This window comes from Aureimonas altamirensis (assembly GCF_023702225.1).
Lineage (GTDB): Bacteria > Pseudomonadota > Alphaproteobacteria > Rhizobiales > Rhizobiaceae > Aureimonas > Aureimonas altamirensis_B.
Genome location: NZ_JAMQCO010000003.1, coordinates 1 through 14,596 on the forward strand (window position 1 = coordinate 1; position 14,596 = coordinate 14,596).

The following is a 14,596-nucleotide window of genomic DNA, read 5'->3' on the forward strand; positions in this document are numbered from 1 at the left end:
CGATGGCTATGAAATCCAGCTACACCACTCCATGGGACACGATCTTGTTATGGATTGCTAGCCGAGGTTTATCGCAACGAATTTGGCATTGTGCTTCCGTCATTTGCCGATGATTACGTTACAACCGAAGACAGCAAGCACCTAGCTAGTTTGATAGCGAACAATATCGATGAAGATTGGATCGAGTTGGCACCGGGACAGGAACGCATTGGGGATGCCGTTATGATTAGCCTTCGCAATTACCCAAGGCATGTCGGTATCTTTGCAGGCAATGGTTATATTTTACATATTGAAAGGGATATCGGTTCGCTCATGGAAAGAACGACAAGCCCAACATTATGCAAACGAATTATCGGATATTTCCGACACAAGGATTTTCAGAAAGTTATAGATGAGTCAGCTAACGAAGATAAAGAAGGAACTTGAAACAACAATTTATAGCCCTGCCGACACTGTAAAGGTTATCGTCGCGGGACACCCTCTTCGTGCGCAGACAATCGAGGTTCGCGTACTGGCCGGTTTGACGATTGCCGAAATCATCGATCAAGCTGCCGTCGAAACCCATATCTCCGATCTTGCAACTTCCGTTGTCGTCTACATCGACGGCGTTCCGGTTCCTGCCGAAAAGTGGGAAAGGGTTCGCCCGAAGAAGGACACGACAATCGTTCTCCGCGCCGTTGCCGAAGGACCATTGTTCGCCGGTATCGGTGCCCTCTTCTCTGCCATTTCCGCATCCGTCTTTACCGCAGCCGGTGGCCTTACCCTTCTAGGTAAAGTTGGCCTTGCCGTGCTTTCGGTCGGTGCCAAACTCCTATTGAATGCCCTCTTCCCGATCCGCCAGCCGCAGCTATCCAATGATGTTGATGAGAAGGGTAAGCAGGCATTCTCGATCACGGGTTCAAGAAACACCTTCCCGCAGTGGCAAGCGATCCCCGTTGTTCTAGGCCAGCATCGCGTTACCCCTGTCTACGGTGCGCAGCCCTATACCGAAAACCACAATGACGATCAGTATTTTCGTGGCCTCTTCGTGTGGTGCTATGGCCCTGCCACGGTCCACGATATCCGCGTTGGCGAAACACCGCTTTCCAGCTTTCAGGACGTGCAAATCGATCATCGTTGGGGCAACCCCGGCGACGGCGACATTCCCCTATTTCCGGGGCAGGTTATCGAGAGCCAGGAATCCATTGACCTTGAACAAACCCTAGGTTGGGTCCAGCGCACGACCGCGACAGGCGTTACCGAAATTTCGGCCGATATCGTTTGGCCTTCAGGTCTCTATGCCGTCGATAAGAAGAATGGCACGAAGTACGCCTATAACAATCAGATCGAAGGCCAATACCGCCTAGTGGGAACAGCCAATTGGGCGAGCTTCCCGTTGATGAATACGTACGAGCGCAACGTGAATCCGATCCGCAGGACGTTTCGCCAACAGGTTGCGGAAGGCCAATATGAAATTCGCATCCGCAGGCTAACGACCGATGACGGCAACGTCTCTAACGATAGCTGGACGCCGTTCTCCAAGACGATCCTGTCTGCCTTCCGTGGCGCTAGAAACCGATCCCCGATCACCTACCCAAAGCAGCTAGCCCGTACCGCTATCCGTATGCGAGCCAGCCAGCAATTGAATGGCAGCTTGGACAGCTTGAACGGTATCGTGACGGCCCATGTCTATCGAGGCTTCAACGGAACCTCATGGGTGCCCGGTGTCCCTTCGCGTAACCCTGCCGACCTGATCCTTCACGTTATGCAAGGTCCAGCCAATGCCAGACCGATCCCCGACAGCCAAATCGATTTCGAGGCTCTTCAACAGTTCTGGTGGTACTGCCACAACAACGGTTACAACTACGACAAGGTAATCACCAACCCCATGTCGATTGCCGATATGGTCGCTGAAATTGCCCATGCCGGTAGAGCCGTACCCATGTGGAAAGACGGTAGACGATCCTTGGTTTGGGATGAACAAAACCCGCCAATCGTCCAGAGCTTTACCCCTGATAAAACATGGAATTTCAATTACGAAAAGCTTCTAGGAAAAAAGCCGCAGGCATTCAAAATTCGATTTATCAACCGCGACAAGGGTTGGATCGAGGATGAGCGTATTGTTTACAACGATGGCTTCGGCCCGCACAACACGACGCTAGAGGAAGCGATTGAATTTCCGGGCGTTACCGATGCTCATAACATCTGGCGTCATGGTCGATTCCAACTTGCCCAATTGAAGCTTCGTCCCGAACAAATTTCATTCAATACCGACTGGTCATTCTTGCGTTGCACCAGAGGCGATAGGGTTCGCTTTGCGCATGATACCATGTTGATCGGACAAGCATGGGGCAGGATCGTTCGCCACGAAGCCGGGTTCTTATACCTAAGCGAACCGATAACGGTTGAGAGTGGAAAAAACTATAGGTTTCGTTGGGAAACAACCCAATTCGATCAGCTATATCAAGATTTCTACGGAATGCAGCCGGGCGAATACCGAAGGCTTCCATGGACAGGGCCAGTGCCAACTCCCGGTGAAAGTTTCACATGGGGCGAGCTTGGACGAGACAGCGCCGTTTTCCGCGTTCTAGCCGTCGAGCCATCCGAAAACCTAACTGCCAAGATCACGCTGGTAGCCGATGCCCCTGAAATTTCATTGGCAGATCGCGGCGTCATTCCGCCGTTCAATAGCAATATCACGCGCCCGGTTGATCCCTACCTTATGCCGCCTTCCGACTTCCAGTGGAGCCAAGATGCCTACCAGATTGGGGATAGCTGGTTTGCGCAAATTCAATTCACATGGGCCGGTAGTCGAGCGGGTAAGATCGCGCGTTATGAGGTCGCCATGGTGGATCGTGGTGCGCAAGGAAGTTGGCGAGTTATCGCAACGACGCCAGCCAGCCAACCGAACTACATCGCTACCGATCTTGAAAACGGCATCTATGCCTTCCGCGTTCGTGCGATCTTTGAAAACGGGACATTCTCCAACTGGTTGCAGTCCGAGGATATCAACACCACGGCCCTAACCAATCCGCCAGACGATGTTACCAACTTCAACATCGCCTCGATTGACCGCACGTCTACCCTGTCATGGAATAGCGTTGCCAATGCCAGCTACTACGAAATTCGTTTCGCTGGCGAAGACGTTGAGCCGCTTTGGAACAATGCCGCGCCGTTGAAACAAAGGGTGTCCGGTGTTTCCGAGACAGTTCCAACAATGGTCGGCTTCTACATGATCAAGGCCGTGAAGGCCAACGGTGTCAGGTCTCGAAACGCAACCATGATCCGATCCAGTGTCGGCAAGTTGCTAGACCTAAACGTTATCGAAGTTCTGGATCAGACAGGCTTTACCGGCGACAAATTTAATACGGAAATTGATGATGGTTTCCTTCGCCTTCTTTCCAAGAACGTTATCGCGAATTGGACGACGCTAGCCGCCGTTCCTACAATGGCTGATGGTATCGACGGAACCGGATCGAACGTTGAACCTGAAGGCTATTACTACTTTGATCGCGAAATCGATCTAGATGCCGTCTACACGTCCCGCATTACAGCTTCATTCGATGCCTATGGCGTTGACTTGAAGGATTCGATGGCAAACTGGTCTACGCTATTTTCCGTTGAAGCATTGGATAATACCAGTGCCGAAGATTGGAGCGTTGAATTACAGGTCCGCGTAACGAATGACGATCCTCTAGACGACAACTGGTCTGAATGGAAAGAGTTCGTAGTTGGCGACGTAACAGCTAGAGCTTTCCAATTCAGGTTACACCTTACCGGTTCGGCCAGACTTGGCGAAGAGTTTGCAACTGTTACCCCTTACGTTAAGCGCGTAACTGTCAACATCGATATGCCGGATCGTATGGATTCAGGTCGAGGTATCGTAGCGCCAGCAAGCGGACGACAGGTTACTTTTGAAATGGCCTTTGCCGCAACACCTGCAATCATTGCAAACCCGGTAGATATAAATACCAACATACAGGCGAGAATTACTAACGAGACGCCACAAGGTTTCTTCGTACAATTTTTCAATTCAAGCAATACAGCCGTACCCGCTACCTTCAATTGGCACAGCAAAGGCTACGGGGCACAATTACAATAAGGAATTTAAATGTCACAAGGCGATATAGGAATTTTAAATCCGGCGCAAACGTCCGGTACGGAACTAGCCGATAGACTGGTATCTTCACACGATGCTTTCAAATCGATGCATTCCGGTAATGCTAGACCAACTTACGCAGTTGCCGGAACGTTGTGGTTGAATACCGCAACCAGCCCATGGCGCATCATGATGTTTACCGGTGCAACGGATGCCGAAATTATTACGGTAGCTCCGGCTACTGGCGAAGCATTGCTAGACAAGGCAAGAGTCGGTTTAGAAAACGTTAACAACACGTCCGACGCTAATAAGCCAGTTTCTACAGCTACGCAAACAGCTTTGAATGCCAAGGTCAACACAACCGATTTCAATAATCAGATGACGGGTAAAGTTACAGCGTTGAATGGTGTTGTTAGCTTACGCCAAGAGGCAATCGGTGGGCAGTGGGCGCAATTACAGATGGTCATGACAGATGGATCGCTTCGTAAGGCAGTTACTGATCTAAGCTCTAACAGTTACATGGCAATGTATTGGAATGGCATTAGCCCGGTCATTAAAGTTGACGTAACCGATTTCGCGGTTGCGACTCGAACCTACGCCGAGCAAATGCGAAATGAAGCGCAAGGACATGCTAATAATATTAATAACCATGACGTTCGTGAACTTCGTTGGGTTCATGCTGGAACAATAGGTTACGCGGTCGGTGGTTGGAATGGAACTAGTCCAGCCCGCCCGATTTGGAGTCAGTTTATGGGATACACAGGAAACGGAAATCTAGTTCCGATGCAAAGCCATATCTCACAACTTCAAGCATATTCATGGGACCGTGGTTGGTTCGGCGCAGAGCAATAAGAAAGATATTCAATGATTAGAAATTTTGGAAAATTTACAAAGCAGCCAATTCAGGTTGATCAACCTACAGGTTTTAAATTCTACCCGCTTCATAACGAGAAAGGCGAAGATTTCCATTTGGATATCGTCAAGCCGGAATCGAAATATGAAGGATCGGTCTTTTTAGAAGCCGTGTTGCCTTACTACGCTGCCGTTGAAAGCGATGGCAAAATTCGCGTTATTTCGGATGAACCTTCCCGCGTACCGCCAGATGATGGCGAATGGTTCATCGGATCGGAAGAGGAAATCGTTGAAGGCGACTACTACGATCCTGAAGCCAACGAAACCTATACGCCTGAAGTGGTGGTCGAGCCGACAACGGTTGTCACCATGCGACAGGCAAAGATTGCCCTTTCCCGCCGTGACCTTCTAGCTGAAGCCAATGACGCGATTGCAGCCCTACCCGGCCAGCAAGGCGAAGAAGCCCGCATCGAATGGGAATACGCAACACAGTTAGAGCGTAGCCATCCGTTGGTTGCGGCCCTAGGCCAACAGCTAGAATTGACGGAAGACGATATCGATACCCTCTTTATCGAGGCTTCCCAAATCTGATGAATGACCGAAGAGGGTAAGGCCAGCGCAAGCAGGCTAGACGAACGTACGAAAGGGTTGGTTGATCAAATTGATCGCCTAACCGAAGTTGAGGCCAATCGAGTCCAATATATTGAAACCAGTGCCGACGCGATCCGCAAACGAGATGAGAAGGAAATAGCCGGTATCCGCAAAGATATGGATACCGTCTACCTTCGCAAGGACAAATTTTCACCAATCGAAAAAATTGTTTACGGGCTGGTTCTAATTACGCTTTTCAGCGTAGCCGGTGCCTTGGTGACGATGGTTATAAATTCGCCTCGATAATTGCGGGCTGCCGTTGCACATGGTATCGCGATTCATTGCTATTCGCGAGGTTCCCCATGTCAAAGCTACTGACACAAACTATCCTAGCCCTTTCCAACCAGAATGCCGCCTACCTTTCTAAGAATGAAGTTGATCCTGAAGAGATGGATCGCCGTTCGGAAGTGTTTTTGCGCGTGATCAACGCCGAATTGGAAGCGATGGGTTCGGCCAAGGTTATTGAAGGCGAGCTTGCGACAGACACGCCAACCATTGCAGGGCCGGAACGCGAACCGAAATCGAAGAAGGAAATCGATGCATCGATCAACGATGAGTATCTAATTTCCTTCTTTGACAATCGCAAAATGAAGCAACTGAAGAGCCACATTGCCAAGAGGGGCCATACGCCACAGTCCTACCGGGAGTATTTTGGCCTGCCGGACGATTATCCGATGGTTGCCGCTGCCACTAAGAGGCGTCGTAGCGAGGTCGCGTTGAAGGCTGGCCTAGGCCAAAAGGGCAGGAAGAAAGCGCCTTCCCTTCAGGATTCCGTCGAATGGGAAGATGCCGCACCAAGGGGTAAGATCGAGCCCGATCCTTTTGCAGAGAGTGAGCAACAGTTTGAAGCCGTTGCAAACACCGATCATGACATCGCCCAACAGGAACATGCGGACAGGCCGCACTACAAGCGGGAACCGAAGGCAGCGTCCAAAAAGAGCTAACGAAGAAGGGGGCCGCGAAGCCCCCTTTTCTATTCCAATCCTAGCGTTTTCCGGGCTAGCTCTTTGATTGCGTCGTCCTTCAGGAACGCTAACGCCATTGCGCAACCTTCCGGCCCATCCGGGTTAGCATCGGCTGCCTTCGCTTGCTGGATCGCCAAGGCTTCAACTCCCCCGACCTTCTCAATAGCGGCTTCAATTTGGGCTTCCTTGTCGGTGCCCTTCGCTTCCTCGATCAGGTGGGTTGTTAGCTTCGTGGTGAATGCCATGCAGGCAGGCGAAGGCAACTCTTCAGAGTCCGCAGTCGTGGCGTATGCAGCCAATCCGAGTAGGACCGCTGCGGCGATAATTTCAACGTATATAAGTTTCATGGTTTGGACCCTTTTTGAGGTTAGGTCCAATCCGTGCGGGCGCACAGAAACCGCACAGAAACCCCCCGTTCCGCACAGATATAACCCGACAAACCGGGCCAAACTGAAACGAAAAAGCCCGGAAATCCGGGGTTTCCGGCATAAGTACCAAAGTTCGTAATGATGGGGTCGCGTGTTCGAGTCACGCAAGCGGCACCAAAATACCCGACCCCTTTCATGCGAAGAGCATCCGCAGATGATCGTTGAGGAATCGCCCCTTGGGGTCGATCTCGCGGCGCAACTCCCGGAAGTCCCCTGCCCTGGGATAGAGGGCCGTCACATCATCCGCATCCAGGAAGTGCATCTTGCCCCAGTGCGGACGCGAGCCGTAGCGTCGCAAGATCTCATCGGTGTCGCGCAAGAACGCCCAATAATCGATGCCTGGTCCGCCCGAGATCGACAGCGTGATCGAATCCTGGTGATGGAACGGGCTCATCCAGGCCGGGTCACCGGCCGTGAAGCGGTACTCGATCGGAAAGATGCAGTTGGTATGCTTCGTCAGCATGAGTTCGCGGACGGCGCGGATCGAATCCTTTCCGTGCTCCAGCGGCACGGCATATTCGAGTTCCACGAAGTTCGGCACGTATTCGATCGGGTAGACATCGGAGGAATAGGCGATCTTCTCGAACGTTCCCTCCATCGGCGCCGCATCGGTAATGTCCATTACCTTCATCTCGCAGATGTCGGCGTCGGCCTGCGTGGACGACCAGGGTGAATCCCGCGTGTCGGCGAGGCAGTAGAGATGCCGGCTCTCCGGGACCGGGCACCAGAAGAAGCCGAAATGGCGATGCCGCGCGGCAAGTTCGTCGTGCCGCTCCATGCAGGTCTCGAAATCGTCGCGAAACAGTCGCTCGTGAAGATTGTAGCTCTCCGCAACGTTCAGCGTCAGCTCCGAGATGGCACCGAGCACGCCGACCGATACCTGTGCTGCGTGGAGAAGATCGGTGTCGCTGCCGTCGATCGACAGGATATCGCCGTCCGCCTTCACGATCCGCATGCCGGCGATCGATGCGGCGAGATTGCCGAGCTTGATTCCAGTACCGTGGGTGCCGGTCGTAAACGCTCCGGCAACTGCCTGGCTGTCGATGTCGCCTTGATTGACGAGTGAAAGCCCATGGCTTTTCAATGCCTTGCCGACGGCATTGATGCGTGTTCCTGCCGCAACCCGGACTTGTTTGCGCTCCCGGTCGACCTGGTGGACGCCCGCACAGCGTTCCAGCGACAGGAGAAGGCCGGGCGTGCCGACAACCGGGGTAAAGGAGTGGCCGGAGCCCGCTACCCGCACCGGCAGATCCTGCCGCCCGGCCTCGACGATGGCGGCCTGGAGCTCTGCCTCGCTCGCGGGACTCGCGCGGTACTGAGGCACGCAATACTGGTTGCCGACCCAGTTGCGCCAGACGCCGCCTTTTTCGAAGTTCATTGCCCGTCCTTTCCTCTTTTGTCGTCGCAGGAGAGTTCTTGAACGCAAGGCCCCGGTCGATATGCTTGAAGGCACATGGGACGCTGCAGAGGGACCGATGGAGCCGGGCGAGGCACAGACGATCGCGCAGTTGATAGGAGCCGCCGGCACGCCCGGTTTCGGAGTGGCGCTCGACGCGTTGGCGCGGCGGCAGGCCAGCTTCGAGATGTCGGTGTTGCTCGTTTACTCGCCGTGCCGCGCGCCTTACCTAATCTATGATGGCTACACGGACCGAATCTCCAAGGCGGCGCTTCGGGCCTATCTCAATGGCAGTTATCTGCTCGACCCCTTCTACCTGGCCAGCATCAACGGCCATGCGGACGGACTGTGGCGCATGCGCGATCTGGCGCCGGACAGCTTCTTCACCTCCGATTTCATGTGCTCTCCGGACGTCCATCCCTGCATCTCGACCGAGGCGGGGACGCTTGCCGAGGAAGTCGGTTTCCTGGTGCCGATCGACGAAGGGCTGACCGCGACCTACTCGCTGATGCGCATCGAGGACAAGGAGGGGTTTTCCGCAAAAGATCTTTTTGCGCTGCGGGCCGTGGAGCCGATCATCGCAGAGGCGATCCGCAGAGAGTGGCACACACGCCGCGCATCGTACGCAAGCCCCGCCGGATCTGTCGCTGACCTGGAGGCGCGCTTCTCCTCCCTCTTCTTGGAAACCCTGACCGCGACGCAGCGCGAAGTCATGCGCCTGCTTTTGCGCGGGCACAGCGCGCTCTCGATCGCAATGACGATGGGTATCTCGGAAGGCACCGCGAAGAACCACCGTGCCAACATCTACAAACGGCTGCGCATCTCCAGTCAGGGCGAACTCTTTCGACTCTTCATCGAGCACTTGCACGAGCCGGAGGCCGATCGTGCGCGCGTGTCATAATCGCTAGAGATTGACAATAGGCCCAAAGGCCCACCTTCGCCATCTTGCTCAATTATCGAACAGCGATTTATCCTTAGGCAGTTTCCAGATGCGGGGGCGGTCGACATGGAATTTATCGGAAATCTCGTCATCTACATCATCATGGCGTGCGCCCTCGCCGGCGCCATAGCCTCGATCGTCGATGAAGAGAGCGGGCTCGGAAAGGAATTCCTGTCCGGTCTTTACACGATCGGCATCATCTTCGTGCCGGTTGCAGGCATCATGGCGGCACAGCCATACCTATCGGCCGCGATTCCTGCGATCTTCGGCCCGGCCTTCGCTGCGGTCGGTGCAGATCCGGCGGTCGCCGCGAACACCTTCATCGCGGTCGACATGGGCGGATACCAGCTCGCCGACGCCCTTGCGCGATCGCGAGAGGACTGGATCATAGCCATGGTAGTCGGCTACCTCGCCGGCGCGACGATCATCTTCTCGATCCCGATCGGCCTTACCATGTTGAAGCCAGAGGATCGGCCCTACATGGCGCTCGGCACGATGGCGGGATTCCTGTCGATCCCTGTCGGCGCGCTGGTTGCCGGCATGCTTCTCATCGTCACCGGCCCGACGGTACGAGAATCTGTTTCGACCAACGCCGAGGCGACTTACACCCTTGCGATCACCTTCGGTCAGCTCATAGCCAATCTCGTGCCGCTCGCGATCATCTGTGCAGCCTTCGCGGCCGGCCTGGCGCTGATCCCCGGTGCGATGATCCGCGGTTTCCTGATCTTCGGGCGCGTTCTGACGGCAGTGCTTCGCATCATCCTCGTTCTGTCGATCATCGAGTACTTCACGAGCGCCTTCTCGACGCTGTTCGGGTCGTGGGGCTTCGATCCGATCATCGCCGACGAGGCCGATCAGTTTCGGGCGCTGGAGCTCGCCGGCTATATCGGCATCATGCTCGCGGGTGCCTTCCCCATGGTCCACCTTATCACCCGCTACCTTTCCCGCCCGATGGAGAAGCTCGGGCGCCGGCTCGGGCTGCAAGCCGAAGGCGCTGCGGGTCTGGTGGCGGCCTGCGCCAACATCATAGCCCTGTTTCGGCTCGTCGAGGATATGACGCCGCGCGACAAGGTCCTGACACTATCCTTCGCGGTGTGCGGCGCTTTCCTCTTCGGCGACCATCTCGCCTTTACCGCCAACTTCCAGCCGAGCCTCATCATCATCATCATGCTCGGCAAGATTGCCGGCGCGTTCGCGGGCTTCGCCATCGCGCTCCTTATCGCAGTGCCTCGCGCGGAAATCATGGGGGCGGCGGCAAAGGTGTCGAACGAAACGGATGCCGACGCTCAGGCGCCGCTGTCTGCAGCCTGAGCCAGCCCGGCGCGCAAGCTTATCCTGCCAACAACGTCCACGCCGCGTAGGCCATGCCGCCGGCTGCCAGGAGCCCGACGATCATCAGGAGGCCGTCGCGCAGGGTGATCGCGAGCGCGAAGATCGAAATCACCAGCCCCGCCGTCGTTGCCATGAAGGGCAGGATCTCCAGCGGCGGCATGGTCGCCGCCGTCACGAAGCAGATCAGCGCCGCTCCACGCAGGCCAAGGCTGCTTGTCGCGAAGCGGAAACGCGGGCGCACCACGCGGTCGATCCAGCCGACCGGCCGCCGCATGAAACGCAACACCTTGTGCACGCGATCGCTCGACAGACGGGCACCGGCCAGACGCTTCGGCAACCATGGCTCACTTCGTCCCAGCACGAGCTGGGCGGACAGAAGCATGACGATGACACCCACCATGGTCGGCACCGTCGGAATGCCGGACAAAGGCGATACGGTGACAAGTGCAGGCAGCAGTATCATCGCGCCGAAAGCCCTGTCCCCGGCAATGTCCCCGATGACGCCCATGGACAGGCCGCCATCGGCCCGATTGCGCTCTTCCACCGCGTCCAGAAGTCCGCTCAACGTCTCAAACTGGGCGTCCGCCATCGATACTCCGGCCTCGAGGGATCAGGAACCGAAACACATGGCCTCGTCTGCGCCCGCGGCAAGTTGCACGCGCGTGCCGGCAAACCCGTCCCGCGCGACCGTGCTGCAGAGCGCTTCCCATTCGCATCCGACACAGGCATGCCGGATGCGCCCAAAAGCGAATGCGGTACGCATGTCCTGCAGCGTCGCTTCGTCCAGCGACAGCACGTCCCCGACCTCCGCTCCCAGAATGCCGGCAACATCATGCAGGGCATCCGCGTCGCGCCCGATCACGCCGGGCAGGCGGCAATGCGCATCGGGGTCCGCCAGCAGCGGAGCACAGATATCGTCCGGCCCGTCGACGATCATGATCGGTTCGCCCGCCGACAGGCGCCTTGCGATCGCATCGTAGTTGCGGGTGAAGACATCCCCATACCCCTCGCCCACATAGGTCAGGAGGCAGAGGAGATGATGAGGCCGCAGAAGGATCGTCATGCTGCCTTGCGCAGGCGACGATGTGCGATGACCGCCAGAAGCGCGGCGCCAAGGGCCGACTTCAGTGCCGCCCCGACGAGAAACGGCACGACCCCGAGCGCAAGCGCCTGGGCGGGTCCAAGAATACCCGCCAGCCACGCGCCCCCGAGGGCCAGACACAGAAGGTTCGCCGCCAGCATGGCAGCAAAGGCCCGCCATGGCGCAAGACCGTTCCATCCCCTCTCGGCAAACCAGCCCGTCATCCAAGCCATGATCGGAAACGCAGCAAGATAGCCCGCCGTCGGACCGGCAAAGTGGTGGATGCCGCCGGCGCCGCCGGCAAGAACGGGCAGGCCGGCCATCGCCTGGGCCAACCACGCCATGACCGTCAGCGTTCCCAAGCGCCGCCCGAGAAGCGCGCCGACCATGGTTACGGCGAGGGTCTGCATCGTCACGGGAACGGGTATCATCGGTACCTGGACATAGGACGACACGGTCAGGGCGATGCTGCCGACAGCCACGGCCCCCACTTGCCATGAAAGGCGGCGTGCATGGCCGACTGAAAATCCAGTTTCTGAATGCAAACTCATCTCACTCCCCATTTAATAGATAAAATCTGATTCCTATCGTCAATTTGTATTGCATGCCCTCAACCGCATCGCAATGGCGGTGCAATTTTATAGATTTTTTGAATGATCTTTTGGCAACTATTCGGCGCGACCTTACGCGCGTGTTGGATTGTTTGACCGGTCGGCTCGCATGCGAATGAGACTTGGATGGCTGAATCATCGGGTGCCGCGCCACATCGCGGCATTGGCGATCTGCAGCCTTGCTGTCGCCCAACCCGACGCATGGGCCGCTTCGAAGGACAGCCGGGGCGAGGGTATGCATGCGGGTGCCCTTGGCCGCGTCACCGGCCTACCCTTGCCACGATACGTATCGATCGGCGGAGCGCCGGCGCGGATGCGTGTCGGACCCGGCACCGACTATCCAATCCGCTGGGTCTACCATCATCGCGGCACGCCGGTTGAGATCATCGAAGAATGGGGCAACTGGCGCAGGATCAGGGATGCGGATGCCGCGACCGGTTGGATGTATGCACCCCTGCTCTCGGGTCGGCGCACCGCCATCGTCGCGCCATGGGACAGCGACGGCATTGCCCTGCATCGGCGGCCCGCCACCGCCGCCTCGACCATTGCCACGCTCGGGCCACGTGTGTTGCTGGATGTGGCGAACTGCAGCGGAAGCTGGTGCCGCGTATCGCTTCCACCCGGAGAGTTGGAAGGGCATGTCCGCCAATCCGCCCTCTGGGGCGTCTATCCCGGCGAGCGGGTCAGGTGACGACCGTCGGGCGCTTATAGCCCGTCCAGCGGCACCTTGAGATAACGCTTGCCGCCGGACTCGGCCGCCGGTAGGCGACCGGCGCGCATGTTGACCTGCAGTGACGGCAGGATAAGCCTCGGCATCGAAAGGGTTGCATCCCTTGCGGTGCGAAAGGCGACGAATTCCTCGCGGGAGCGACCGCCCCCGACATGGATATTGGCTGCCCGCTCCTCACCCACCGTCGTTTCCCACCGTATCTCACGCCCGTTGGGCCCATAGTCGTGGCACATGAACAACCGCGTCTCGTCCGGCAGGGCAAGAATGCGCTGGATGGAATCGTAAAGCTGTCCGGCGTCACCGCCCGGAAAATCGGCGCGCGCAGAGCCGCCGTCCGGCATGAACAGCGTGTCCCCGACAAAGGCGGCGTCGCCGATGCGATGCGTCATGCAGGCTGGCGTGTGCCCCGGCGTATGCATGGCCACGGCGTCGATCCGGCCTATCGTGTACCTGTCGCCATCGGAGAACAGGACGTCGAACTGGCTGCCGTCGCGCTGAAACTCGGTGCCCTCGTTGAATATCTTGCCGAACGTCTCCTGCACGGCGACGATATCGGAGCCGATGGCCAACCGACCGCCAAGCCTTTCCTGTATGTAAGGCGCCCCGGACAGGTGGTCCGCATGCACATGGGTTTCGATCACCCATTCGACGGTCAATCCATGCGCACGCACATGATCGATCATACGGTCGGCATGCTCGAATGCGATGCGGCCGGCCGCATAGTCGATGTCCATGACCGGATCCACGATGGCGCAGGCACCCGTCTCCGGGTCCGCCACGACATAGGCGATCGTATTCGTCTGCGGGTCGAAGAAACCGGCAACGTCCGGCCGGCCGTTCAATCCACTCATGGCACGCTCCCCGAAACGGCCGCTGGATCGCATGGCCCTGGCAGAGGTGATACCATGCCCAAGCGAAGGATTCTTCACGCGTTGTCGGCCCGCACCACTTGATCAGTCAGGAAATGAACGAAGAATGACGCTCAAGATCGATCATATCGATGCAAGGATCATCATGGAGTTGCAGGAAGACGCCAGCCAGTCGCAGCGCGACCTCGCCGACAAGATCGGCCTGTCGCAGAATGCCTGCTGGCGGCGTATCAAGCAGTTGCAGGACAACGGTGTGCTGAAAGGCCAGACGGCGCGGATCGACCGGGAGCTGCTCGGGCGCGGGCTTGTCGTCTTCGCCATGATCCGCACCCGAAACCATTCCGCCGAATGGCTCAAGAAGTTTCGTGCTCACGTGACATCGATTGCCGATATTACCGATTTCTACCGGATCGGTGGCGATTACGACTACATGTTGAAGATCGTCACGCGTGACATGAAAAGCTACGACGAGGTCTACCAGCGCCTCATCGAGAAACTCGACCTGGAAAACGTCACCTCGTATTTCACGATGGAGGCAATCCTGGAGAATCGCCCGGTCTCCATTCGCTGAAACGACGTTGTCATCGACGCAGGATTTTGCCGTAACCGTCGATCATATATTGCGTGATATCTTATCGGAATGGGTCATATAAGTGCAAAATC

16 protein-coding genes are annotated in these 14,596 nt (G+C 56.8%); 10 read left to right on the forward strand and 6 right to left on the reverse strand.

The window, feature by feature from the left end; all coding sequences use genetic code 11:
• The first annotated feature begins 54 nt into the window (after positions 1-54).
• The 6 genes from NDN16_RS05175 to NDN16_RS05200 are packed head-to-tail and all read left to right on the forward strand — an operon-like array spanning position 55 to position 6,525.
• Positions 55-426 (forward strand): hypothetical protein, encoded by a 372-nt coding sequence (locus tag NDN16_RS05175; RefSeq protein WP_251112575.1) that lies wholly within the window; start codon positions 55-57, stop codon positions 424-426.
• On the forward strand, positions 392-4,081 hold the full coding sequence (locus NDN16_RS05180) for a host specificity factor TipJ family phage tail protein (RefSeq protein WP_251112576.1): 3,690 nt from the start codon (positions 392-394) through the stop codon (positions 4,079-4,081). The genes NDN16_RS05175 and NDN16_RS05180 overlap by 35 nt, the downstream gene beginning before the upstream one ends.
• Before the next feature lie 9 nt (positions 4,082-4,090).
• A complete protein-coding gene (locus NDN16_RS05185) occupies positions 4,091-4,930 on the forward strand; it encodes a hypothetical protein (protein WP_251112577.1) in 840 nt (279 codons plus the stop codon).
• Positions 4,931-4,942: 12 nt separating this feature from the next.
• On the forward strand, positions 4,943-5,521 hold the full coding sequence (locus NDN16_RS05190) for a hypothetical protein (RefSeq protein ID WP_251112578.1): 579 nt from the start codon (positions 4,943-4,945) through the stop codon (positions 5,519-5,521).
• A 3-nt stretch (positions 5,522-5,524) separates the two neighbouring features.
• The gene (locus NDN16_RS05195; protein ID WP_251112579.1) at positions 5,525-5,827 is read left to right on the forward strand and encodes a hypothetical protein; all 303 of its coding nucleotides are present in this window, start codon (positions 5,525-5,527) and stop codon (positions 5,825-5,827) included.
• 56 nt (positions 5,828-5,883) lie between these two features.
• A complete protein-coding gene (locus NDN16_RS05200; protein ID WP_251112580.1) occupies positions 5,884-6,525 on the forward strand; it encodes a MucR family transcriptional regulator in 642 nt (213 codons plus the stop codon).
• A 29-nt stretch (positions 6,526-6,554) separates the two neighbouring features.
• Here NDN16_RS05200 and NDN16_RS05205 read toward each other — a convergent pair whose 3' ends face one another.
• Both NDN16_RS05205 and NDN16_RS05210 read right to left on the reverse strand, forming a co-directional pair.
• Complete coding sequence (locus NDN16_RS05205) at positions 6,555-6,893, reverse strand: hypothetical protein (protein ID WP_251112581.1); 339 nt, start codon at positions 6,891-6,893, stop codon at positions 6,555-6,557.
• A 214-nt stretch (positions 6,894-7,107) separates the two neighbouring features.
• Positions 7,108-8,352 (reverse strand): D-arabinono-1,4-lactone oxidase, encoded by a 1,245-nt coding sequence (locus NDN16_RS05210; protein WP_251112582.1) that lies wholly within the window; start codon positions 8,350-8,352, stop codon positions 7,108-7,110.
• Positions 8,353-8,449: 97 nt separating this feature from the next.
• Between NDN16_RS05210 and NDN16_RS05215 the strand changes: the two genes are divergently transcribed.
• The gene (locus NDN16_RS05215) at positions 8,450-9,271 is read left to right on the forward strand and encodes a LuxR C-terminal-related transcriptional regulator (RefSeq protein ID WP_251112583.1); all 822 of its coding nucleotides are present in this window, start codon (positions 8,450-8,452) and stop codon (positions 9,269-9,271) included.
• Positions 9,272-9,376: 105 nt separating this feature from the next.
• Positions 9,377-10,621 (forward strand): ethanolamine utilization protein EutH, encoded by a 1,245-nt coding sequence (gene eutH / locus NDN16_RS05220; RefSeq protein ID WP_251112584.1) that lies wholly within the window; start codon positions 9,377-9,379, stop codon positions 10,619-10,621.
• A 19-nt stretch (positions 10,622-10,640) separates the two neighbouring features.
• Here the strand turns inward: eutH and NDN16_RS05225 are convergent, their stop codons facing one another.
• From NDN16_RS05225 to NDN16_RS05235, 3 genes are read right to left on the reverse strand one after another with little or no spacing between them, the layout of a single operon-like run.
• Positions 10,641-11,231: an exopolysaccharide biosynthesis protein gene (locus NDN16_RS05225; RefSeq protein ID WP_251112585.1), complete on the reverse strand. Its 591-nt coding sequence runs from the start codon at positions 11,229-11,231 to the stop codon at positions 10,641-10,643.
• Positions 11,232-11,252: 21 nt separating this feature from the next.
• Positions 11,253-11,705 (reverse strand): DUF1284 domain-containing protein, encoded by a 453-nt coding sequence (locus tag NDN16_RS05230; protein WP_251112586.1) that lies wholly within the window; start codon positions 11,703-11,705, stop codon positions 11,253-11,255.
• A complete protein-coding gene (locus NDN16_RS05235; protein ID WP_353050193.1) occupies positions 11,702-12,205 on the reverse strand; it encodes a biotin transporter BioY in 504 nt (167 codons plus the stop codon). The genes NDN16_RS05230 and NDN16_RS05235 overlap by 4 nt, the downstream gene beginning before the upstream one ends.
• 244 nt (positions 12,206-12,449) lie before the next feature.
• Between NDN16_RS05235 and NDN16_RS05240 the strand changes: the two genes are divergently transcribed.
• Positions 12,450-13,025, forward strand: a complete 576-nt coding sequence (locus tag NDN16_RS05240; protein WP_251112588.1) for an SH3 domain-containing protein — start codon at positions 12,450-12,452, stop codon at positions 13,023-13,025.
• Positions 13,026-13,039: 14 nt separating this feature from the next.
• Here the strand turns inward: NDN16_RS05240 and NDN16_RS05245 are convergent, their stop codons facing one another.
• Positions 13,040-13,915 carry an MBL fold metallo-hydrolase gene (locus tag NDN16_RS05245; RefSeq protein WP_251112589.1) on the reverse strand — a complete coding sequence of 292 codons (876 nt, stop codon included), beginning with the start codon at positions 13,913-13,915 and terminating at the stop codon, positions 13,040-13,042.
• Positions 13,916-14,039: 124 nt separating this feature from the next.
• Here NDN16_RS05245 and NDN16_RS05250 point away from each other — a divergent pair, with 124 nt between their 5' ends.
• Positions 14,040-14,504 (forward strand): Lrp/AsnC family transcriptional regulator, encoded by a 465-nt coding sequence (locus NDN16_RS05250; RefSeq protein ID WP_251112590.1) that lies wholly within the window; start codon positions 14,040-14,042, stop codon positions 14,502-14,504.
• The last annotated feature ends 92 nt before the right edge of the window (positions 14,505-14,596 follow it).

What these genes read in the sequence shown, in the direction of transcription:
- NDN16_RS05205 (WP_251112581.1), bottom strand. Translation starts at nt 6,893, where the DNA reads ATGAAACTTATATACGTTGAAATTATCGCCGCAGCGGTCCTACTCGGA.
- NDN16_RS05240 (WP_251112588.1), top strand. Translation starts at nt 12,450, where the DNA reads ATGAGACTTGGATGGCTGAATCATCGGGTGCCGCGCCACATCGCGGCA.
- NDN16_RS05185 (WP_251112577.1), top strand. Translation starts at nt 4,091, where the DNA reads ATGTCACAAGGCGATATAGGAATTTTAAATCCGGCGCAAACGTCCGGT.
- NDN16_RS05215 (WP_251112583.1), top strand. Translation starts at nt 8,450, where the DNA reads ATGGAGCCGGGCGAGGCACAGACGATCGCGCAGTTGATAGGAGCCGCC.
- NDN16_RS05250 (WP_251112590.1), top strand. Translation starts at nt 14,040, where the DNA reads ATGACGCTCAAGATCGATCATATCGATGCAAGGATCATCATGGAGTTG.
- eutH (WP_251112584.1), top strand. Translation starts at nt 9,377, where the DNA reads ATGGAATTTATCGGAAATCTCGTCATCTACATCATCATGGCGTGCGCC.
- NDN16_RS05195 (WP_251112579.1), top strand. Translation starts at nt 5,525, where the DNA reads ATGACCGAAGAGGGTAAGGCCAGCGCAAGCAGGCTAGACGAACGTACG.
- NDN16_RS05210 (WP_251112582.1), bottom strand. Translation starts at nt 8,352, where the DNA reads ATGAACTTCGAAAAAGGCGGCGTCTGGCGCAACTGGGTCGGCAACCAG.
- NDN16_RS05225 (WP_251112585.1), bottom strand. Translation starts at nt 11,231, where the DNA reads ATGGCGGACGCCCAGTTTGAGACGTTGAGCGGACTTCTGGACGCGGTG.
- NDN16_RS05190 (WP_251112578.1), top strand. Translation starts at nt 4,943, where the DNA reads ATGATTAGAAATTTTGGAAAATTTACAAAGCAGCCAATTCAGGTTGAT.
- NDN16_RS05180 (WP_251112576.1), top strand. Translation starts at nt 392, where the DNA reads ATGAGTCAGCTAACGAAGATAAAGAAGGAACTTGAAACAACAATTTAT.
- NDN16_RS05200 (WP_251112580.1), top strand. Translation starts at nt 5,884, where the DNA reads ATGTCAAAGCTACTGACACAAACTATCCTAGCCCTTTCCAACCAGAAT.
- NDN16_RS05230 (WP_251112586.1), bottom strand. Translation starts at nt 11,705, where the DNA reads ATGACGATCCTTCTGCGGCCTCATCATCTCCTCTGCCTCCTGACCTAT.
- NDN16_RS05245 (WP_251112589.1), bottom strand. Translation starts at nt 13,915, where the DNA reads ATGAGTGGATTGAACGGCCGGCCGGACGTTGCCGGTTTCTTCGACCCG.